Source organism: Ruegeria sp. AP11, from assembly GCF_056535865.1.
The window spans coordinates 1,088,559-1,106,201 of the sequence record NZ_JBQFJB010000001.1; the positions used below are offsets into that span (position 1 = coordinate 1,088,559).

The following is a 17,643-nucleotide window of genomic DNA, read 5'->3' on the forward strand; positions in this document are numbered from 1 at the left end:
ACGCGGATTTGTAGCGGGTGAAGGCTTCGTCAACCTTGCGTTTCCATCCGAGGGCATATCGCACATGGCCTGGAAGGCCAAAACCCATTTCGCCGAGTTGCAGCCCGGCCGGGTGATCCTTCAGGCGGATCCGCATTTCTTCGCCTCCTATCGCTTGAACCAAGGCTTTGAACCCTATCCCGAGGCTTCAGCCCAACTTGCCTCACCACTGGGTTTTCATATGACGGAAACGCGTCACCGGGTGCGGCTGCCCGGCTATTGGGTCCGCTTTGTCGAGAACGGATTTAGCCTCGACAGCAAAATCATCCAGACGCAGGACGGGGCCTTGCTGTCCCCCGGAAATTTCTCAGCCCTCGATCCCCGAGCACAGGTGCTGCAGGCCAGGAAACGGGCCATCACGCATCAACCTGGCCCGCAGGCGCGGGTTATACGGGCGCAAATCGAATACGCGGAAATGATTGATGCTCTTGTGGCGAAAGGGGCAGAGGTCTGTTTGGTCAGCTATCCGGTATCCGATGCCTATCTGGACGCGGTCGGGGAAGCGTCCGAAGACCAAATTCAGTTCTTCAGCGATGAAGCCCAAAGAACCGGTGTCCGCTATTTTGACGCACGCTCAGCAATTTCCGAACAACATCTTTTCCGGGATACCGATCATCTAAACGCCAAAGGCGCCAAGGTTTTTTCGAAAACTTTGCTGCGCTCATGCTTCGGCCAGAGGATTGAGCCGACTTGAACCAACCTACCGGCAAAACCGGTTCAGGACATTGCGGGTGATGACCTCGACCTGACGGTCGTGTCGCATCAGCCCGGCGACCCATTCGCAGGTACGGGCGCAAAACACCTCACCTTCTCCGCTTTGCCAGTAAACGATCGCGCCGTTGCCGCGGCTGGATTTGTCCAGTGTCTTCGCCGTCAGCTCACCATACAGGACTCGCGCCTTAAACTCGGCATCGGCGCTGCCGATGTAGAGCGTTTCGCCCCAATGGGAAAAATCAGCCTCGATATTTGTGGCCATCCCAAGCGCGATGATCTCGACCGATTTATCCGTGCCATCCCGGCCCGTCGGGAACGGCAGACCGTCGTCAAAAGTGAAATCCACCCCGTCCACCTCATACCCAAATATCCGGGATTCAGCGCCCAACTGGTCGCCATATCCAAGCCGCGCCCCCTGCAAAGCCCAATGGTCAGGCCGGTAGACCGTGAACCCGCCGCTGCCCTGACCGACGCAATTGCCGAGCCCGGCATACACGCCTTTCAGCCCGTTCACCCCGAAGGTCCACGCGCCGGGGCGATTGACGGGAGCCGCATCCCAGGCGCCGGTAACCAGATGTGCATCGTCCCCACACATCAGGGGATCGGCGTCTTTCGCCGTGTATTTATAGCAGACCTGCGTTTGCGCCTGATCCTCCATCCGGGTCTGCCAAAGGAAGTTGCCCGCAAAGCGCGCCACTCGACCTCCGCCTTCGACAAAACGGTCAACGCTGTTGCGCATATTTGCGGTCCAGTATTCGTCATGTCCCACGAATACAGCGCAGTGGTGGCCCGTCAGCAGGTCCGGCTCTAGCTCCAGATCATGCTGTGTAACAATCTCGAACTCATATCCTTCCGCTTCCGCCCAGCGCGCGAAATGGCGTTCATAGCTGGCCCAACCGGCCGAGGCATATTTCTTGGAATAGCCATAGGCATAAGCCCATTCCATGTAAGGATAACGCACCATGCCATCCGGGTCGCTTGGCCGTTCGGTCAGGGCGCGGGGTGCGCCTGCGGGTAGCTTGCAAAACCCGCGAGTCCATGGCCTCTGGTTCGACAGAACGGGCGAAAAGGCGTTGCCGTCCGGCCCCGCGATCCCCTCATAAGCGCTGGACCCGACCCAGCAATTATAGGCCAGCCAGGTGCCGGTTGCGCAGACCAGCACCATCGGGGCACGGTCCGCCGAGGCAGCCCGACGGACAAAGATCAGGTGATGCTCTTCGACGGAATCACCCTGACATTCAGCCCGCAGCGTGATCAGATAGGCCCCCGCTTTCCAGTCATCTGGAATGGTAAAGGCATACGAAACCTCCCGCCCACACCCCTGCACCGAGCACTGTTCCGGCGTGTCCTGAAGCTGCCCCTGCAGATCCGTATCGCTCAGGACCGGCACATAATCTGCACCATCCCGGCCAACCTCAAGCGACCAGGTTCGGGCCGTGGTCGAGACGCGCAGCTCAACGCTGTCTCCGGGGCGGTAGGTGTAGCTGTCGGTATACCCCCAGATCTCCAGCACCCGATCATCTCTGGCCGGGCCGATATAATAGTGATCCAGAATGTGGCGCGCACGGGCGCGGGTGCGTGGGGTGATCGCGGGGCCAGCGCCTTCATGTTCCGGGTCAATCACGTTATTCATGCTGCCGCTCCGTAGACGTTCCGGCGCTTTCACTGGTCATCAACGACCCCTTTTCGCACCGCAATCCGTTCTGTTCCAAGCATATGGCAACGCGCCTTTGCCTGACGCAAGAGCGATTGGGAATTCACCCTGAATGCGCTTCTTTCGTTCTCCTCTGCGACATCCCGATGTCGCGGGGGGGTTATACACGCGCAACACCCCGCGATAGCCCTTGGCTATGTTACGCGCTTTGAACGAAAACTGGGCTTTGTTTCTGGGCATGCTCATGCTGATGGTCGCCAACGGCCTTCTGGCGACATTGCTGACCATTCGGGGGGCGAGCCTTGGGTTCAGCGACTTTACCATCTCGATCATGCAGGCCAGCTATCCGCTGGGCGCGCTGGCCGGTACGGCGCTGGCGCCGAGGCTGGTTGAAAACGTCGGTCATATTCGGGCGTTTTCCGCCCTTGCATCGCTGGTTTCTATCGCCGCAATCGTTCACCTGCTGACCAGCGACGCCGTCAGCTGGAGCGTGATGCGATTTCTCGGCGGGTTCTGCTATCCCGGCCTTTATGTGATCACCGAAAGCTGGCTGAACGCAAAATCCGACAACAGCATACGCGCGCAGGTCCTGTCGCTCTATTTCATCATTCAGCTTGCCGGACCGGCTTTGGGAACAGCTCTTGTCGGCTTTCCCGACCCGACCGGAAACCTGTTGTTCGGGGTCGTCTCGATCCTGATCTCGCTGTCAATCGTGCCGCTTCTGCTGTCGGGCAACAAAGCACCGGATTACACCGCGCCCGAACGTATGCCGGTGAACCGGCTCTACAAGGTCTCGCCTGTTGCGGTTCTTGGAATAATCATCGTCAGCATCGGCGTTTCGGCGTCCTATATCACCTTGCCCCTCTATGCGCTGCAGCAGGGTTTCACGGCGGCGCAGGCCTCGGGGGCGCTGGTGGCCGCCCTGATCGCCGGTGCCATTGTTCAATATCCCGTTGGCTGGATTTCCGATCATACCGACAGACGTTATGTGGTCATCGGCTTGGGAGTAGTGACGGCGCTTGCGTCGCTCTGGATGGCCATCGACACGTCACCATCGAACATCGTCATCGGTTTTGTTCTGGTGGCGATCGGACTTTACCCGGCCTATTCCATCCTGACCGCGCATGCGAATGACCAGTTGAAACTGTCCCAGATCGTACCCGCCAGTGGCACCATGGTGTTGCTATTGAACGTGGGCCTGCTGATCGGAACGATACTGGGTCCGAACTCGATCACGTTGCTGGGTGGCAGAGGTCTGCAGTTTTTGCTGGCAGTTATCGGCCTGTCCGTGGCGCTGGTCGCAATCATTCGGCGCTATCAGGTCGAGGCCCCCACCGAGACCGGAGAGGTCCAGATCGTGGGCGTCATCGGAACCGGGCAACCGGGGGTCCTGCAGGCTGAGACCCTGGTTCAGGAAGAAGAAGCAAGTGAACGAGAAGGGGCGTCGTAAGCCGCATGTTGCCAGACACCGTACAAGAATGCACCCGGCCTGATCGCGGATCCTGAGGAGGATTGAAATGACCCGACCCGATGAGAACCTGCGCGCCCTCGCCGCGGATTACTACATCAGCGAGGAGGTTTTTGCCGAAGAGCGCGAGAAGCTGTTTTTCAAGTCCTGGCAATATGCCTGCCATATCAGCGCGCTGGCGGAACCGGGCGATTATGTTGCGACCAGCATTCTGGGCCAGAACGTGTTTGTCGTGCGCGATCAGGACCACGAAATTCGCGCCTATTACAATATCTGCCCGCATCGCGGCCATAAGCTGGTCGAAGGGTCCGGGCAAACCCGCGCCATTGTCTGCCCCTATCACCATTGGAGCTTTTCTCTGGACGGTTCGCTGCGGCACATGCGCAAACGCGACACCAGTTCGGTACCCGACCAGAAAGAGGTGTGCCTGAACACGGTGCGGGTGGATCGGCTGCTGGATTTCATCTTTGTCAATCTTGACCCCGACGCCCTGCCAATCACCGAATTCTGGCCGGGGATCGAAGATCAGGTGCGCGAGAAATGCCCGAAGGTAGACAGCTATGTTCTGGGTGAAACCGCCGCCGCCATTCACGAGGTCGACGTGGCCGCCAACTGGAAGATCCAGATCGACAACTATCTGGAATGCCAGCACTGCCGCCATGGCCATATCTCGTTTTCGGACATGCTGGACATTAACAACCAGACTTATGAGTTGACCAAGAACGCGGCGTACAACTTCATCCCCGGCAACGGGAAGGCCGACAATCTGGCCTATCCGCTGGATCTGGAACATGACGAAACCGACCTGCATTTCTGGTTTCTGTTCCCCAATATCGGCATCTCGCAATTTGCCGGGCCGGGCAATCTGACCCTGTTCCAGTGGAACCCGATCGGCACCGGTCGCGGGCTGCGCTGGAGCATCAATCTGGAACCGCCCGAGCCCACCGATCCAGGCATGCGGGACCGTCAGGAAAAGCGGGCGATCTGGGGGCGCGACGTGCTGCAGCCCGAGGATATCTCGTTCCTGCTGTCAGTGCAGGAAGGCATGAACCAGCGGTGCTTTGATCAGGGTTGGTACATAGTTGACTGGGAAAACATCGAATACTCGGAGGCCATGATGCGTCATTTCCACAATACCTATCTGGAACATATGGGGCGCACATCCCCAGCCACCGCGCAGGCCGCGGAATGAGCGGGGCAAGACCGCTGACCGGGGTGCGGGTTCTGGACTTCGGACAATATCTGGCCGGTCCGCTGGTCGGGATGATGCTGGCCGATATGGGGGCAGAGGTGCTGCGCATCGATCCGCCCGGCGGGCCGCGCTGGGATGATCCGGCGACCGATATGCTGTCGCGCGGCAAGCATGTTCTGGAACTGGACCTGAAAACGGATGCCGGGCAAGCACAGGCGATTGAGCTTGCCAAACGCGCGGACATCGTGATCGAGAACTTCCGTCCCGGCGTCATGGACCGTCTGGGCGTTGGCCCCGATGTATTGCGGCAGGCCAATCCGGGGCTGATCTATCTGGCCCTGCCCGGCTTTGCCTCGACCGACCCGGAATTGGCCGATTTGGCCGCGTGGGAGGCGATCGTCGCCGCCCGCACCGGGCAATTCACCGATATGGGGCTGAACCGCCGCCTGATGGGGATCAAGGCCTCGTTCTCGCCGCTCAACCTCGCCTCGGCCTATGCGGCCACGTTCGGCGCAATGTCCGTTCTGTTCGCGCTACATTCGCGCGCAAAGACGGGCGGGGATTACATCGAGGTGCCGCTGGCCTCGTCCCTGTTCGAGGGGTTGGTCTATAACCACGAACAGATCGAAGGCTACCCCGACCGCTACAAATCCCCGCGCGAGCTGGAACTGGATCGCCGCGCAAGAACGGGCGAGCCCTGCGATCTGGATTTTTCCGAGCTGTCAGAGTTCCTCGATCCGTTTTATCGCACTTATACCTGTCAGGACGGGCGCGGGTTCTACGTGGTGGCCAGCAGCGTCGCCACCCACCCGGCACGCGTCCTGACGACGCTGGGTCTGGGTCATTTGCTGGATGAGCTTCCGGTGTTCGACCCCTATCTGGACACAAAAGATTGGCCGGATGAATGGACGCTCAGCAACTACCCGGTCGGGGCGCGGGATCGCGCCCGGGTCTCGTCAGCGATGAAGGCTGCTTTTCTGACCAAACCGGCTCATGAATGGGAAGTGCTGTTTGGCACGGCCAAGGCTCCGGCAACGGCACAGCGCACAACCAAGGAATGGCTACACGACCCGCATGCCACCGCGTCGGGCCTGATCCTGAGCGTCGATGATCCGAAACACGGGGCGATGCAGCAGATGGGCAACGTGGCCTGGCTGGCCGGGGATGAGGCGGCAGTCGCGAAATCTCCGGCCATCACGGGGGACGCGGCCCGTGATCATGTGGCGCAGATATTGGCCGAACCACCCCGCCCGCATATTGACGCTACCCGGCAGACCGGGTGGCTGGACGGTCTGAAGGTGGTGGACCTGACCAATGTGATCGCCGGGCCGACCATAGCCTCAACTCTGGCACGGTTCGGGGTCGACGTGACCCATGTACAGCCCGTGACACCGTCGGTCGATCCGTGGAACACGGTGGTCTTTGGCCTGCAGGCCAATCGCGGCAAGGAAAGCGTTCTGCTGAACCTGCGCGATGCTGCCGGGCGCGAGGCGTTGAACCGGCTGATCCGTCAGGCGGATGTGATCACCCTGAACGCCACGGATGAACAGCGCGACGGGCTGGGCCTGTCGCCGGACGAGCTTACCGCGATCAACCCCGACGCGATTCTGGTGCAGCTGGACGCCTTCGGCGGGCCGATGCGCGGGCCAAAATCGGACCATCTGGGCTATGACGATCTGGCGCAGGCGGCATCGGGGATCATGATCCGCTTTGGTGGCGGCATGGACACCCCCGAGGAACACGCCCATGCCGGCACTATCGATGTTCTGGCCGGTCTGACCGCCTGCGTTTCGCTGGGGGCTGCCTTGATCCAGAAACAGGCAACCGGGGTCGCGGATATCGCGCGATCGTCTCTGGCAGCGGCAGGCGGCATGATACAGGCACAGTTCATGTATGATTTTGCCGAACGCACACCCTTTGACGAAGCATCAGGGCGCGCTGCGTTGGGTGCGGGTCCGTTTTATCACTGTTATCAGGCCTCGGACGGCTGGTTCTTCTGGGCCGCCCCCAAAGACGGTCCCGACGTCCTGAACGATGTGGCCGAACTTGCCGATCTCACTGCGCTTCCCGATGACGCACTACAAGAGCAACTCAGCCACCGCTTCAAATCGCAGACCATCGCACACTGGTCCGGGTGCCTGAACCGGGGATCAAGCGCCGTTGTGCCTTTGGCCTCGATGCTGGAAACGCGCGATCAATCGCTGCAACTGGAAAGCGGCGGGGATGTGGACATTCAGAAGGCGACATACCGCGCCGTGCGCCATGACACCCACGCCATGGGCCGATGGTGCGACCTTGCCGCCCCGAATGCAGTCCGGACCTCAAATGCGGCCATCTCCATACCCGGGCCCGCGCCGAAATTTGGTGACAGCACAATCTCTATTCTGACCAGGATCGGGTATTCGGAGGCAGAGATACAAGAGATGCTGACAAACCAATCAGCCGCAACCAGCTGGTCCGCGCGCTTTTTGCCGGAGTGATTTGCCTAAAACAGCCCGGTATCCTTGGGCGACTGCGCAAGGGAACCCGGTTACGGTGCGTGAAATCAACCCAGACCGTAATTTCGCGCCTTAGCTCTCAGGCTTTTGCTGGCGATCCCTGAAGGACTCGAACCCTCAACCTGCTGATTAGAAGTCAGCTGCTCTATCCAGTTGAGCTAAGGGACCGCTTGCGCCCTTCTTGCTGTTTTTACGACCCGGTTTCAAGGGCCAAGCGCATGAAGGCGCTGTTTGGATCGGGCGCGTAGCCGTGGATCGGGCCGCAATAGCTGTAGCCCAGCGATTCATACAATCGCCGCGCGGCATCATAGGCGGGCAAATGGGCAGCACCAGTTTCCAGAACAAGCGCCTTTATGCCTTCGGCGCGGGCCCGATCAGCCAGATAGATCATCATCTCCCGCGCCAATCCCCGCCCCCTTGCCGCAGACAGGATATGCACCGATTTCACCTCAGCCGTGCCATCCGGCAACGCCTTGAGCGCGCCACAGCCCAAAGGCTCCCCCGCCTCATAAAGCGCCCAGAAACGAATCCCCGGACCGGTCAGCGCCGCGGCATCCATGGTATGGTTGCTCTCGGCAGGTCCGGCGGTTTCGCTATGGGCAAAATGCGCCTCGACCAGCGGGCGCAGGGCGTCCAATGTCGGGTCGGCTTCGCGGATTTCGATCACTCAGTGCGTCCAGGGCGCGCGCCGGTCGGTTGCGAAATTCTCGCCATAACCGCGCGCGCGCAGGTTGGGCTTGCGCTTGTGCGGCTCGGTCACCTGCGCGTCTATGCCGTTGTCCTTGGCATAATCCAGCGCCTCTTCCTTGGTGTCGAATTTCAGGCGCACCTGCGTTTGCGTATCCTTGGACGAGGTCCAGCCCATCAGCGGATCGACCTCACGCGACGAGGCAGGGGCATATTCCAGAACCCATTTGCGGGTCTTGGCCATCCCCGATGTCATCGCGTTTCGCGAAGGCTGGTAAATCCGTGCGCGCATGTCGCCTCTCCGTACTCACTTGGCTAGGCCCGTTTATGCGTCACACAGCGCGCCGGGACAAGATGACAATTGTCGCGGAGGCCTATGTCAGAAACTGCCATCAGGATCGGTTACTCTGGGCGCAAGCGAACCCGAACGCGCAGCCACGGACCGCGTGATAGGAAATGAATCCGGATCAGCCCTTGCAGACGGACAAAATAAGAACAAATGTAGGGGCCTGACCCGGAGCCTGCCGATGCCATACGCCCATTCCGACAAGACCCAACTGACCGCTGACGACGTGCGCGCGCGCCTGAAACTGGAAGGTGGCAAGCAGTTTGTCATGCATACCGAGTTTGCCCCCGCAGGCGACCAGCCAACCGCGATTCAGGAACTGGCCGGGGGTGTGAATGACGGCGAACGCGATCAGGTGCTGCTGGGCGCGACCGGTACGGGCAAGACCTTCACCATGGCCAAGGTGATCGAGGAAACCCAGCGCCCGGCCATCATCCTTGCCCCGAACAAGACGCTGGCGGCGCAGCTATATGGCGAATTCAAGGGCTTCTTCCCCGAGAACTCGGTCGAATATTTCGTTTCCTACTACGACTACTACCAGCCCGAAGCCTATGTGCCGCGCTCGGACACCTACATTGAGAAAGAATCGCAGATCAACGAACAGATCGACCGGATGCGCCACTCGGCCACCCGGGCGCTGCTGGAACGGGACGACGTGATCATCGTGGCCTCGGTCTCGTGCATCTACGGTATCGGTTCGGTTGAGACCTATGGGGCGATGACGCAGGATCTGAAGGTCGGCAACGAATACGATCAGCGGCAGGTGATGGCCGATCTGGTCGCCCAGCAATACCGCCGCAACGATCAGGCATTTCAGCGCGGCTCGTTCCGGGTGCGGGGCGATTCACTGGAAATCTGGCCCGCCCACCTTGAGGACCGCGCATGGAAATTCTCGTTCTTCGGCGAGGAACTGGAAACCATCACCGAATTCGACCCGCTGACCGGCGAACGCGCCGCCACCATGGAACAGGTGCGGGTCTATGCAAACTCGCACTACGTGACTCCGAAACCGACGATGCAGCAGGCCATCATCGGGATCAAAAAGGAACTGCGCATCCGGCTGGACCAATTGGTCGGCGAAGGCAAACTGCTGGAAGCGCAGCGTCTGGAACAGCGCACCAATTTCGATCTGGAAATGCTCGAGGCCACCGGCGTCTGCAACGGGATCGAGAACTACTCGCGCTACCTGACCGGTCGCGCACCGGGCGAGCCGCCCCCGACCCTGTTCGAATTCATCCCCGACAACGCCATCGTCTTCGCCGACGAATCCCACGTCTCCGTCCCGCAGATCGGCGGCATGTACCGGGGCGACTATCGGCGCAAATTCACGCTGGCCGAACACGGGTTCCGCCTGCCGTCCTGCATGGACAACCGCCCCCTCAAGTTCGAGGAATGGGACGCCATGCGCCCGCAATCCGTCTTCGTCTCGGCGACGCCTGCGAAGTGGGAGATCGAACAGACCGGCGGCGTCTTCACCGAACAAGTGATCCGCCCCACTGGCCTTCTGGACCCCGAAGTCGAAATCCGCCCCATATCCATGCAGGTGGACGACCTGCTGGACGAGGTGCGCAAGGTCGCCGCCAACGGCTTCCGCACGCTGGTCACCACACTGACCAAGCGCATGGCCGAGGACCTGACCGAATATCTACACGAACAGGGCATCAAGGTCCGCTATATGCACTCGGATATCGACACGCTGGAGCGCATCGAGATTCTGCGCGACCTACGGCTGGGCGCCTTCGACGTGCTGGTCGGCATCAACCTGCTGCGCGAGGGGCTCGACATCCCCGAATGCGGGCTGGTCGCCATTCTGGACGCCGATAAAGAGGGCTTCCTGCGCTCGGAAACCTCGCTGGTGCAAACCATCGGCCGCGCCGCGCGCAACGCCGATGGCCGGGTGATCATGTATGCCGACAAGATCACAGGTTCGATGGAACGCGCCCTGAACGAGACCAACCGCCGCCGCGCCAAACAGCTCGCCTATAACGAAGAACACGGCATCACCCCCGAGACGGTGAAAAAGAATGTCGAGGACGTTCTGGCCGGGCTTTATGAGGGCGACGTCGACATGAACCGCGTCACTGCCACCATCGACAAACCGATGCACGGCGCGAATTTGGAAGCGCACTTAGACGGTCTGCGCGAGCAAATGCGCAAAGCCGCCGAGAACCTGGAATTCGAAGAGGCCGCCAATATCCGCGATGAGATCAAACGTCTGGAAGCGGTCGATTTGGCGGTGGCCGACGACCCCATGGCGCGCCAATGGGCGGTCGAGAAGGCGTCTGAGGATGCGGTGAAGTCTCGCGGACGGTCAACGGCTGGACGGCCGGGGCAGCGGGGTGGGAATGTGAAACGGAGGAAGCGATGATGGATTCGCTCCGCTAATAGTAGGGAAAAAGTATGAAATTAGATATACTTAATGAAATTAACCTCAAAAACGAGAAAAGTGTTAGCGAAAAACAAATTGCGGAATTGATTAAGAAATCACCGGGGTGCCTCGGACTAGGTGAATTGGATTTGGTTGGCGTTGAAGTTCCGCAGGTTGGCGGCGGCTTTCTCGATCTTCTTCTTCAAGATGATGAGCCGGCTCGTTATTGTGTAGAAATTCAACTTGGCAAAACTGACCCCTCTCACATTATTCGAGCAATAGAGTATTGGGATTTGCAGCGCTCGCGTTACAAAGGAATCGATCACGTTTGCGTGTTGATTGCAGAAGAAATCACCGGTCGCTTTTTTAACGTGATTACACTGCTAGGAAACTCAGTGCCGATAGTTGCTATTAAGCTTTCGGCCACAAAAAGTGATCTCGGCTTGAGTATCATGTTTGCCAAAATCTTAGATACACGACAAGAGTATTATGGCGGCGATAAGGAACTCGACGAGTACGTTGAGGTAGATCGCTCATATTGGATTGAACGAGCATCTTCAGCTTCAATTGCTGTTGTTGAACGGGTTTTCAAATTGATAAAAGATCAGATACCGAACTCTGAGCTAAATTTTGCCAGACATTATATTGGACCTAAAATCGAAGGTCGTTCGCGAAATTTTTGTGTCTTTCATCCCAGAAAATCGACAATGGTCCTTGAGGTTAAGCTACCTCAAGAAGCCGAGATATTGGCATCAATCGAAGAATCTAAGTGCGATTATCTTGGCTACAACCAAAGGTATGGAACCTATAAATTTAGCTTGAAGTCCGATGATGAGGGACTGAATGATCAGTTCCTCATAGGGTTGATCTGCAAAGCTTACGATCAAATGATGAACTGATATTTGTGGCAAGCGCAGGATGGGTGCACGCACCCATCTTGTCCAATCGTCACGCAATGATGGGGTAAAACCCCATCCTACACCCCCAACTCGGCCCGCGCCTTCTTGGTCAGTTTCGCCACGACCATCGCATACGACGTCACGATATGCTCGCGCAGCGAGGCATCGCTCATTCCGCGCGCCTCATAAACCTGCAGCCATTTCATCCCGCGCGATGCCAGATAAGGCGCAGGCCGGATGCCCGGTTCGTCGCTCAGCACTTCAAAGGCCAGATCGGTGGCCTTGAAGGTGAAGGCGTCCTTGCCGTCGTTCCAGCCGCAGATCGCAAACACTTTGCCGCCCACCTTCCACACATCCGCGTTGCCCCATTGCACCACGTGGCTGGTGGCCTTGAGGCTGGCGCAGAAGGTGTTGAATTCATCCCGGGTCATGGTGGCGACCATGGCGGTTCCGGTCGGGGGAGGCAAGCGCGGTGGCCTGTTCGGCTTAACCCGCCGTTAACTCTGATGCGGCACATCTGTGGTCATGCACAACAGGAACTCTCCGCTGTCGCCCGACCTCTGGCTCAAGGACCTCTTCGCCTCAAAAGCGGTGCAGCAGGGCGGCGTGATCCGGCGCAAAGCGCGGGACATCGAACGCTTTGCCGGGATGGAGCGGTTCATGACCGAGATACACCGGCGCGGTTTTCAGGTGGCCGAGAATTCGGGTCAGATCGTGATCTTCTGCAACCGCGCCCCGGTGCGCTGGCTCACCTGAGCCGCGCATCGCTTTCTTGAAAAGAACGCGGCCCCGAAATCTTTTCAAGATTTCGCCCCCTCACGGCTTCAGGAATTTGGCGGTTCCCACCGTCCTTTGCCGGGGCGTCTGAACTTCGGCCGACACGTCACTGGCCGCGACCGGAGTGATGGAGCCGCAGGCCACGCCATCGCCATCCGGGTCATTGCGCCGGTGATATCCCGGTTCCCCTTCGCGAAATGGCCCTGCGACAAGCCTCTGTACAACATCGCACCCCGCCAGAGCCACCAGATGCACCACCGCCGCGGGCCGGTCATAATCCGTGGTGCGCAGATAGACACCGACGGCAATCATCCCGGTGGTCAGCGGCAGCGCGAGAACCATCGTCAGGATCCGGATCGGCGACAGCGCCTTTCGGCGCACAGCTTCGGCCCGACGCTGCCGTCTGGTCAAACGCGGGCCAGGCTCTGTTTCTTCTGTTTGTCTCGCGGGGCTCATACGGGCCGTAATACGATGCCTATGTGGCAAAGCCATGGCCAACGGCACCACTGGCGCAAAATATCAGCGCACCACATGCACCGCGCATTTCGCGTGGCGCACCACATGAGTCGCAGTCGAACCCAGCAGCAGATCCTGCATGCCCGGACGGTGCGAGGCCATGATGATCAGATCCGGCTTATTCACCTCTGCCCAGTCCAGAATCGTGCGCCCGGAATGCCCCTCAATCACCTCCCCCTGCGCGCCAGGAACCTTGGCCGCCAGCGAATCCAGCTCGGACTGGATGGCTTTGCGGGCCTCCGAGAGGTATTCGGTCGGCATGTATGAGATCGCGTAGTCCGGAATATGCTCGACCACATGCAGTAATGTGACCTTCGCGTCGGGCGTTGCCAACATCTGCGCCAGCTTCAAAGGTGCCGAGGTATCCCGTTCGGCATCAAAGGATATCGGTACGAGAATATTGTGATACATGGCACATCTCCTTCATTGCGCCACAATGGTCGCCGTAAACCGGCAGCGCCGCCTTGATCCAGGTCAGCTATCGCCAAATGTCTCAGCCACGTCATACATGACCGGCTCAAAGCTCTTGCACAGCTCATTTATCTGGCGGTTGCGCTCGCGCATTTCCGGGGTGCGCAACATCGACAGGAAATCCTCGCGCCGTTCCCATTGCGAATAATTCGCGATCCGCGTCTGCGCGTCATTCACATGCAGACCCGCCGAAATGAACCCGGGTTGCTTTGAGATGAACTGCGCATAAGCATCGGTCAGCGCCTCAAGAAGGTCCTGACAGGTGCCGGGGGTCATCTCGAACGTGGTGATGACGGTCTGATAGCTGTTGGATTTGGAAATCTGCGGCATGTGGCTTCTCCTTCGTGGCTGAACCCAGCCTAGCACAGCTTTCGAAAACGCAACCTGTTTCCTGTGTCAAATCCCTGCTTTTGCAAAAATCTTTCCGAGTAATGAACAGGAAGCTAACGATCCGTTAACCATGTCCGCAGATGCTGCGCCCATGGCCCGTTTTGCTGTCATCCTCATTCTGAACCTCCTGCTCGGCAGCCCCGTCAGCGCCGGGGCGTGGCTGCGCGAGAAAGGATCCGTCTTCGCCGCGACCTCGGTCACCGGGTTCCGAGAAGAAGACGGCATCTACAGATACAAGACCTCGCTCTATGCGCAATGGGGCGCGCGCGACAGTCTCACCATCGGGCTTGATGCGGAAGAGCATCAGGATCTTTACGGGCACGCCCTAGTCTTCGCCCGCATTCCCGTTGCGGATTTCGGCGCCGCCGGACGATTGGCCGCCGAATTCGGTGTCGGCGCACATCACCGGCAATATGATGCCTGGGCGATGTACAAGGCTACGCTATCCTATGGCAAAGGTATCGATACAGGGCTGGGCGCGAGCTGGCTGGCCGTCGATACGGCACTGGAATACCGCACGCATGAGGCATTGATCCGCAAGCTGGATTTCACCGCCGGCCTGTCGTCGGGCCGGCGGCTTGACCCGCTGCTGCAGATCGAAACCTCCTATGTGCCGGGCCGCCCCTGGTACTGGAGCGCCCGGCCGTCGCTGATCTATCGCCCGAAGACCGGCAAGACCAGCTGGATCGTCGGGGCCGAACGGAATTCGGCCCGCGACCACACCGGGTTCAGGGTCTCAATCTGGCTCGATTACTGAGCCACCCCCAACATCAGGTATCGATCCGCATGATGGCCGAGACCGAGCCCGTCAGCGCCTCGGACCAACGCAAGCGGATATTGTTCTTATTCGACCCCTGCTTCAGTTCGACATAAGGCGCGGTATAGCGGCGCGAATTCAGCACCGTTCTGAGCGACCCGATCGCAACCACCGCATCGCAACCCCGCGCACGTCCGCCAAAAGGCAGGTGCCCTTGCGAACTGATCGTCCAGGACGACGCGTGCGAGCTTTGCGAATGACGTATCCGCAGCGGGTTGGAACTATGCTTGTCGATCCCGTGGAACGTGTTGTTTTCAAAGTTGACATTCTTGTGCCGCTCGGCGTTCAGATTGGCAAAGCTGGTATCGACACGTTCGGCCCGCTCGGTATCCGCCCCGCTGATGCGGAATTTGTTGCCTGTCACCGTCAGCCCGTTCAGGTAGTGCCCGGACCCATAAGGCCGGATCACGAAATAGCTGAACCAGGGCGCGACATCGCTGGCATAGAAGATGTTGTCGGTGATGCTCAACGCGCTGAAGGAATAGCCCGAGTTGTAATCGGGATCCGGGTCCCGCTCATTGGTCCATTCGATAAAGCAGTTATCGACATAGTTCTCGGCAATCGACGAACTGTTGTAACTGCCGATCAGCACCAGCCCCGCGTTGCGCACGCCGCTCGGCACGCCATCGCCCTGAAAGAAGTGGTTGCCCAGCACCAGATTGTTGTCACCGCCCAGCACCGCGAAATGGTGAAACCGGGTGGCGCGGTTATGGCGCAACTTGACGTCATTGGCGTTGGTGTTCAGCGCGATTGAGCTGCGGTCGGACACATCCAGGCTTTCTTCGGTCGACAGGAACTGACATCCGTCGATCAGCATCCCCTGACACCCCCGCCCGATCGACGTGATGCCGCGATCCTTGGGGCGGCTGACAAAGCAATCCTTCAGCACAAATGTATTACCGCCGGGCGACAGGCGGATTGCGCTGCACCGGCCATTGCACTGAAACTCGATTCCTTCCATGTTGAATTTCTGCAATGCGCTGAAGCCGCTGAAATCCAACAGATATTTGTACGAGGTGAAGGTAAAGTCCTGCGTCCCCGCCGCGTCATAGATCGGCTCATTCAGGGTGATCTCGCCCGCGCCGTCATCCTTGGACCGCACGTAAATCTCACGCCCGACCCCGCTGCCGGTGACCAGCGATCCCACCGGAATGTTGCCGATATTGGCCACGTTGGTCAGCTTGCGGGAATCGCCCGGATCATAGGTCGCGACCGAGGTGAAAGTTTCGGTATCCCAGGCAGCGCTGCTTTTGACATCAAACTGTCCATTGCGCACCACGCGGCGGGTGGCATAGCCGGTGCGGTTGGGCACGGCAGCGGCCATGTCAATCGGCTCGGTCACCGCGATCTTGCGCCCGCCCAGATCCAGCGATTCATGGTCCGAATTGTTCAGCAGCGCCTGAAACGCTTTCTTGAACGCCAGCATCTCGTCCCCGAAGGCCGAGATATAGGTGGGCAGGTCGAAATTCCTTGTCAGCAGCAGCATCTTGTCGTCGGGCATCGTCACAGTGCCGTCGAACTCGACATCCGAGCCGATGCTGGTGTCCTGATCCAGTTGAAACACCCCTTGCGGCACATAAACCTTGCGTCCGTTCGCGGCCTGATCCGCCGCCTCGAACGCCGCCGAGTCATCGGTCACGCCATCGCCCATGGCGCCAAAATCACGCACATCGACCACGCCGATCATATCGCGCAGGAATGCGCTCGTGATATCGACGATCTCAATATCGTCAACCCGCACCACGGCCCCGTTGGTGCCATCGATATTCAATCCGAAATGACCATACAGCGCCGCCGGACCCCAGGGCATGTCCACACCCGACCGCTGACCGACGCCCACTATCGCCGTGATCTCATGCACGGTGCCATAGCCTGTCAGTTGCGTGGCCGGGCCCTGCTCGATCAGGCCGGTCACATGGGCATCGCCGGCACCCCCGGCCCAACCCGCAATCCGCACTTCGGGCAGCGGACCGCTGATTGCCTTCACCCGCGCCTTGATCTGCAGATAACAGCCCGGCAACAACTGTGTCTGCCCCATATAGCGCAGTTGCTGCGTGGCCGTGGTCTTGTAAATCTCCAGACAGCCCGCAAAATCCGAATCCGCCGGAACAAAGAAACCCGTGCCCGAGCCATCATAGGTCGGCGAACCCGGCGTGCCGTCGCCGCTGGACCACACGCCCAGACCGTCTGCAAACGCGGGCGGCATGAACACGATGCCGTCTGTGATTGTCTTGTTCATGAAAAATTCCTTTCCCAATTGCGCCAAGCGCGCGCCAAATCCCAAAGGCCCGGGGCCATGCCCCGAGCGCGAAGGTCTTGCTATCGAAAAGGAATTAACCGCCGCTCTTGTCACCGTTACGGTGGTGTTGCATCACGCCGCCGGATCGGAGTTGCCCAGCAGTTGCACGCCATTGATCTTCCAGCCGTTTTCCTGCCGGACCATCTGATAATCGAGGATATGAATACGGCCGTCGCCATCCACGACCATCACCTTCTGCCGCAAGGCGCCATTGATCTCGCGCAGCTCCAGAAAACGAACATCCGCAGGCCTCCAGACCATCGGATAACCACGCCGCACCATGGTGCCGAAATTCTCGGGCGTACCGAACAGCTGCTGAATATCGGGGCTGGCGAAGGTAAAGGCGGTGGCAAAGTCATCCGCCTTGAAAGCCTGTATCTGTGCCGAGATATTCGCCTCGATCTCGGCGTTCTGCGCAAACGCGCCCGAGGCCAGTCCGGCACTCAAAGATACAGCAAGCAACAGTCGACGCATGGGGTCCCCTCCTGATCGGAGGGTAGCCCCACAC

The 17,643-nt window shown here is 59.4% G+C and carries 16 protein-coding genes and 1 tRNA gene; 7 read left to right on the forward strand and 10 right to left on the reverse strand.

From position 1 onward, the window contains the following. Nucleotides 1-739 precede the first annotated feature (739 nt). Nucleotides 740-2,386 carry a N,N-dimethylformamidase beta subunit family domain-containing protein gene (locus tag ACR3E4_RS05690; RefSeq protein ID WP_480534551.1) on the reverse strand — a complete coding sequence of 549 codons (1,647 nt, stop codon included), beginning with the start codon at nt 2,384-2,386 and terminating at the stop codon, nt 740-742. Nucleotides 2,387-2,603: 217 nt separating this feature from the next. Here ACR3E4_RS05690 and ACR3E4_RS05695 point away from each other — a divergent pair, with 217 nt between their 5' ends. The 3 genes from ACR3E4_RS05695 (at nt 2,604) to ACR3E4_RS05705 (ending at nt 7,547) form a co-directional block, all read left to right on the forward strand. Next, on the forward strand, nt 2,604-3,857 hold the full coding sequence (locus tag ACR3E4_RS05695; RefSeq protein WP_480534549.1) for an MFS transporter: 1,254 nt from the start codon (nt 2,604-2,606) through the stop codon (nt 3,855-3,857). A 67-nt stretch (nt 3,858-3,924) separates the two neighbouring features. Continuing rightward, on the forward strand, nt 3,925-5,067 hold the full coding sequence (locus ACR3E4_RS05700) for an aromatic ring-hydroxylating oxygenase subunit alpha (RefSeq protein WP_480534547.1): 1,143 nt from the start codon (nt 3,925-3,927) through the stop codon (nt 5,065-5,067). Next, nucleotides 5,064-7,547 (forward strand): CoA transferase, encoded by a 2,484-nt coding sequence (locus ACR3E4_RS05705; RefSeq protein ID WP_480534545.1) that lies wholly within the window; start codon nt 5,064-5,066, stop codon nt 7,545-7,547. The genes ACR3E4_RS05700 and ACR3E4_RS05705 overlap by 4 nt, the downstream gene beginning before the upstream one ends. A gap of 109 nt (nt 7,548-7,656) precedes the next feature. On the opposite strand, the gene ACR3E4_RS05710 is transcribed toward ACR3E4_RS05705, so the two are convergent. From ACR3E4_RS05710 to ACR3E4_RS05720, 3 genes are all read right to left on the reverse strand, one after another. Then, a tRNA-Arg gene (locus ACR3E4_RS05710) sits at nt 7,657-7,733 on the reverse strand. 22 nt (nt 7,734-7,755) lie between these two features. Beyond that, the gene (locus ACR3E4_RS05715; protein WP_480534543.1) at nt 7,756-8,232 is read right to left on the reverse strand and encodes a GNAT family N-acetyltransferase; all 477 of its coding nucleotides are present in this window, start codon (nt 8,230-8,232) and stop codon (nt 7,756-7,758) included. Then, nucleotides 8,233-8,544 carry an ETC complex I subunit gene (locus ACR3E4_RS05720; RefSeq protein WP_480534541.1) on the reverse strand — a complete coding sequence of 104 codons (312 nt, stop codon included), beginning with the start codon at nt 8,542-8,544 and terminating at the stop codon, nt 8,233-8,235. It lies immediately after the preceding gene. Nucleotides 8,545-8,779: 235 nt separating this feature from the next. Here ACR3E4_RS05720 and uvrB point away from each other — a divergent pair, with 235 nt between their 5' ends. Together uvrB and ACR3E4_RS05730 are read left to right on the forward strand one after the other, a co-directional pair. Continuing rightward, nucleotides 8,780-10,966: an excinuclease ABC subunit UvrB gene (gene uvrB / locus ACR3E4_RS05725; protein ID WP_480534539.1), complete on the forward strand. Its 2,187-nt coding sequence runs from the start codon at nt 8,780-8,782 to the stop codon at nt 10,964-10,966. A gap of 32 nt (nt 10,967-10,998) precedes the next feature. Beyond that, a complete protein-coding gene (locus ACR3E4_RS05730; RefSeq protein WP_480534537.1) occupies nt 10,999-11,865 on the forward strand; it encodes a hypothetical protein in 867 nt (288 codons plus the stop codon). Nucleotides 11,866-11,942: 77 nt separating this feature from the next. Here ACR3E4_RS05730 and ACR3E4_RS05735 read toward each other — a convergent pair whose 3' ends face one another. Next, the gene (locus ACR3E4_RS05735; RefSeq protein WP_480534828.1) at nt 11,943-12,296 is read right to left on the reverse strand and encodes an MmcQ/YjbR family DNA-binding protein; all 354 of its coding nucleotides are present in this window, start codon (nt 12,294-12,296) and stop codon (nt 11,943-11,945) included. 94 nt (nt 12,297-12,390) lie between these two features. Between ACR3E4_RS05735 and ACR3E4_RS05740 the strand changes: the two genes are divergently transcribed. Beyond that, nucleotides 12,391-12,621 (forward strand): aspartate aminotransferase, encoded by a 231-nt coding sequence (locus ACR3E4_RS05740; RefSeq protein WP_480534535.1) that lies wholly within the window; start codon nt 12,391-12,393, stop codon nt 12,619-12,621. A 60-nt stretch (nt 12,622-12,681) separates the two neighbouring features. Here ACR3E4_RS05740 and ACR3E4_RS05745 read toward each other — a convergent pair whose 3' ends face one another. From ACR3E4_RS05745 to ACR3E4_RS05755, 3 genes are all read right to left on the reverse strand, one after another. Beyond that, nucleotides 12,682-13,053 (reverse strand): excalibur calcium-binding domain-containing protein, encoded by a 372-nt coding sequence (locus ACR3E4_RS05745; RefSeq protein ID WP_480534533.1) that lies wholly within the window; start codon nt 13,051-13,053, stop codon nt 12,682-12,684. 108 nt (nt 13,054-13,161) lie between these two features. Beyond that, on the reverse strand, nt 13,162-13,569 hold the full coding sequence (locus tag ACR3E4_RS05750; protein WP_480534531.1) for a universal stress protein: 408 nt from the start codon (nt 13,567-13,569) through the stop codon (nt 13,162-13,164). 63 nt (nt 13,570-13,632) lie between these two features. After that, nucleotides 13,633-13,959, reverse strand: a complete 327-nt coding sequence (locus ACR3E4_RS05755; protein WP_480534529.1) for an antibiotic biosynthesis monooxygenase family protein — start codon at nt 13,957-13,959, stop codon at nt 13,633-13,635. Between the two features lie 151 nt (nt 13,960-14,110). On the opposite strand from ACR3E4_RS05755, the gene ACR3E4_RS05760 reads away from it, so the two are divergent. Further along, the gene (locus ACR3E4_RS05760) at nt 14,111-14,776 is read left to right on the forward strand and encodes a hypothetical protein (protein ID WP_480534527.1); all 666 of its coding nucleotides are present in this window, start codon (nt 14,111-14,113) and stop codon (nt 14,774-14,776) included. A gap of 13 nt (nt 14,777-14,789) precedes the next feature. On the opposite strand, the gene ACR3E4_RS05765 is transcribed toward ACR3E4_RS05760, so the two are convergent. Then, complete coding sequence (locus tag ACR3E4_RS05765; protein ID WP_480534525.1) at nt 14,790-17,075, reverse strand: glycosyl hydrolase family 28-related protein; 2,286 nt, start codon at nt 17,073-17,075, stop codon at nt 14,790-14,792. Between the two features lie 132 nt (nt 17,076-17,207). Then, complete coding sequence (locus ACR3E4_RS05770; RefSeq protein ID WP_480534523.1) at nt 17,208-17,609, reverse strand: DUF4864 domain-containing protein; 402 nt, start codon at nt 17,607-17,609, stop codon at nt 17,208-17,210. Between the last annotated feature and the right edge of the window lie 34 nt (nt 17,610-17,643).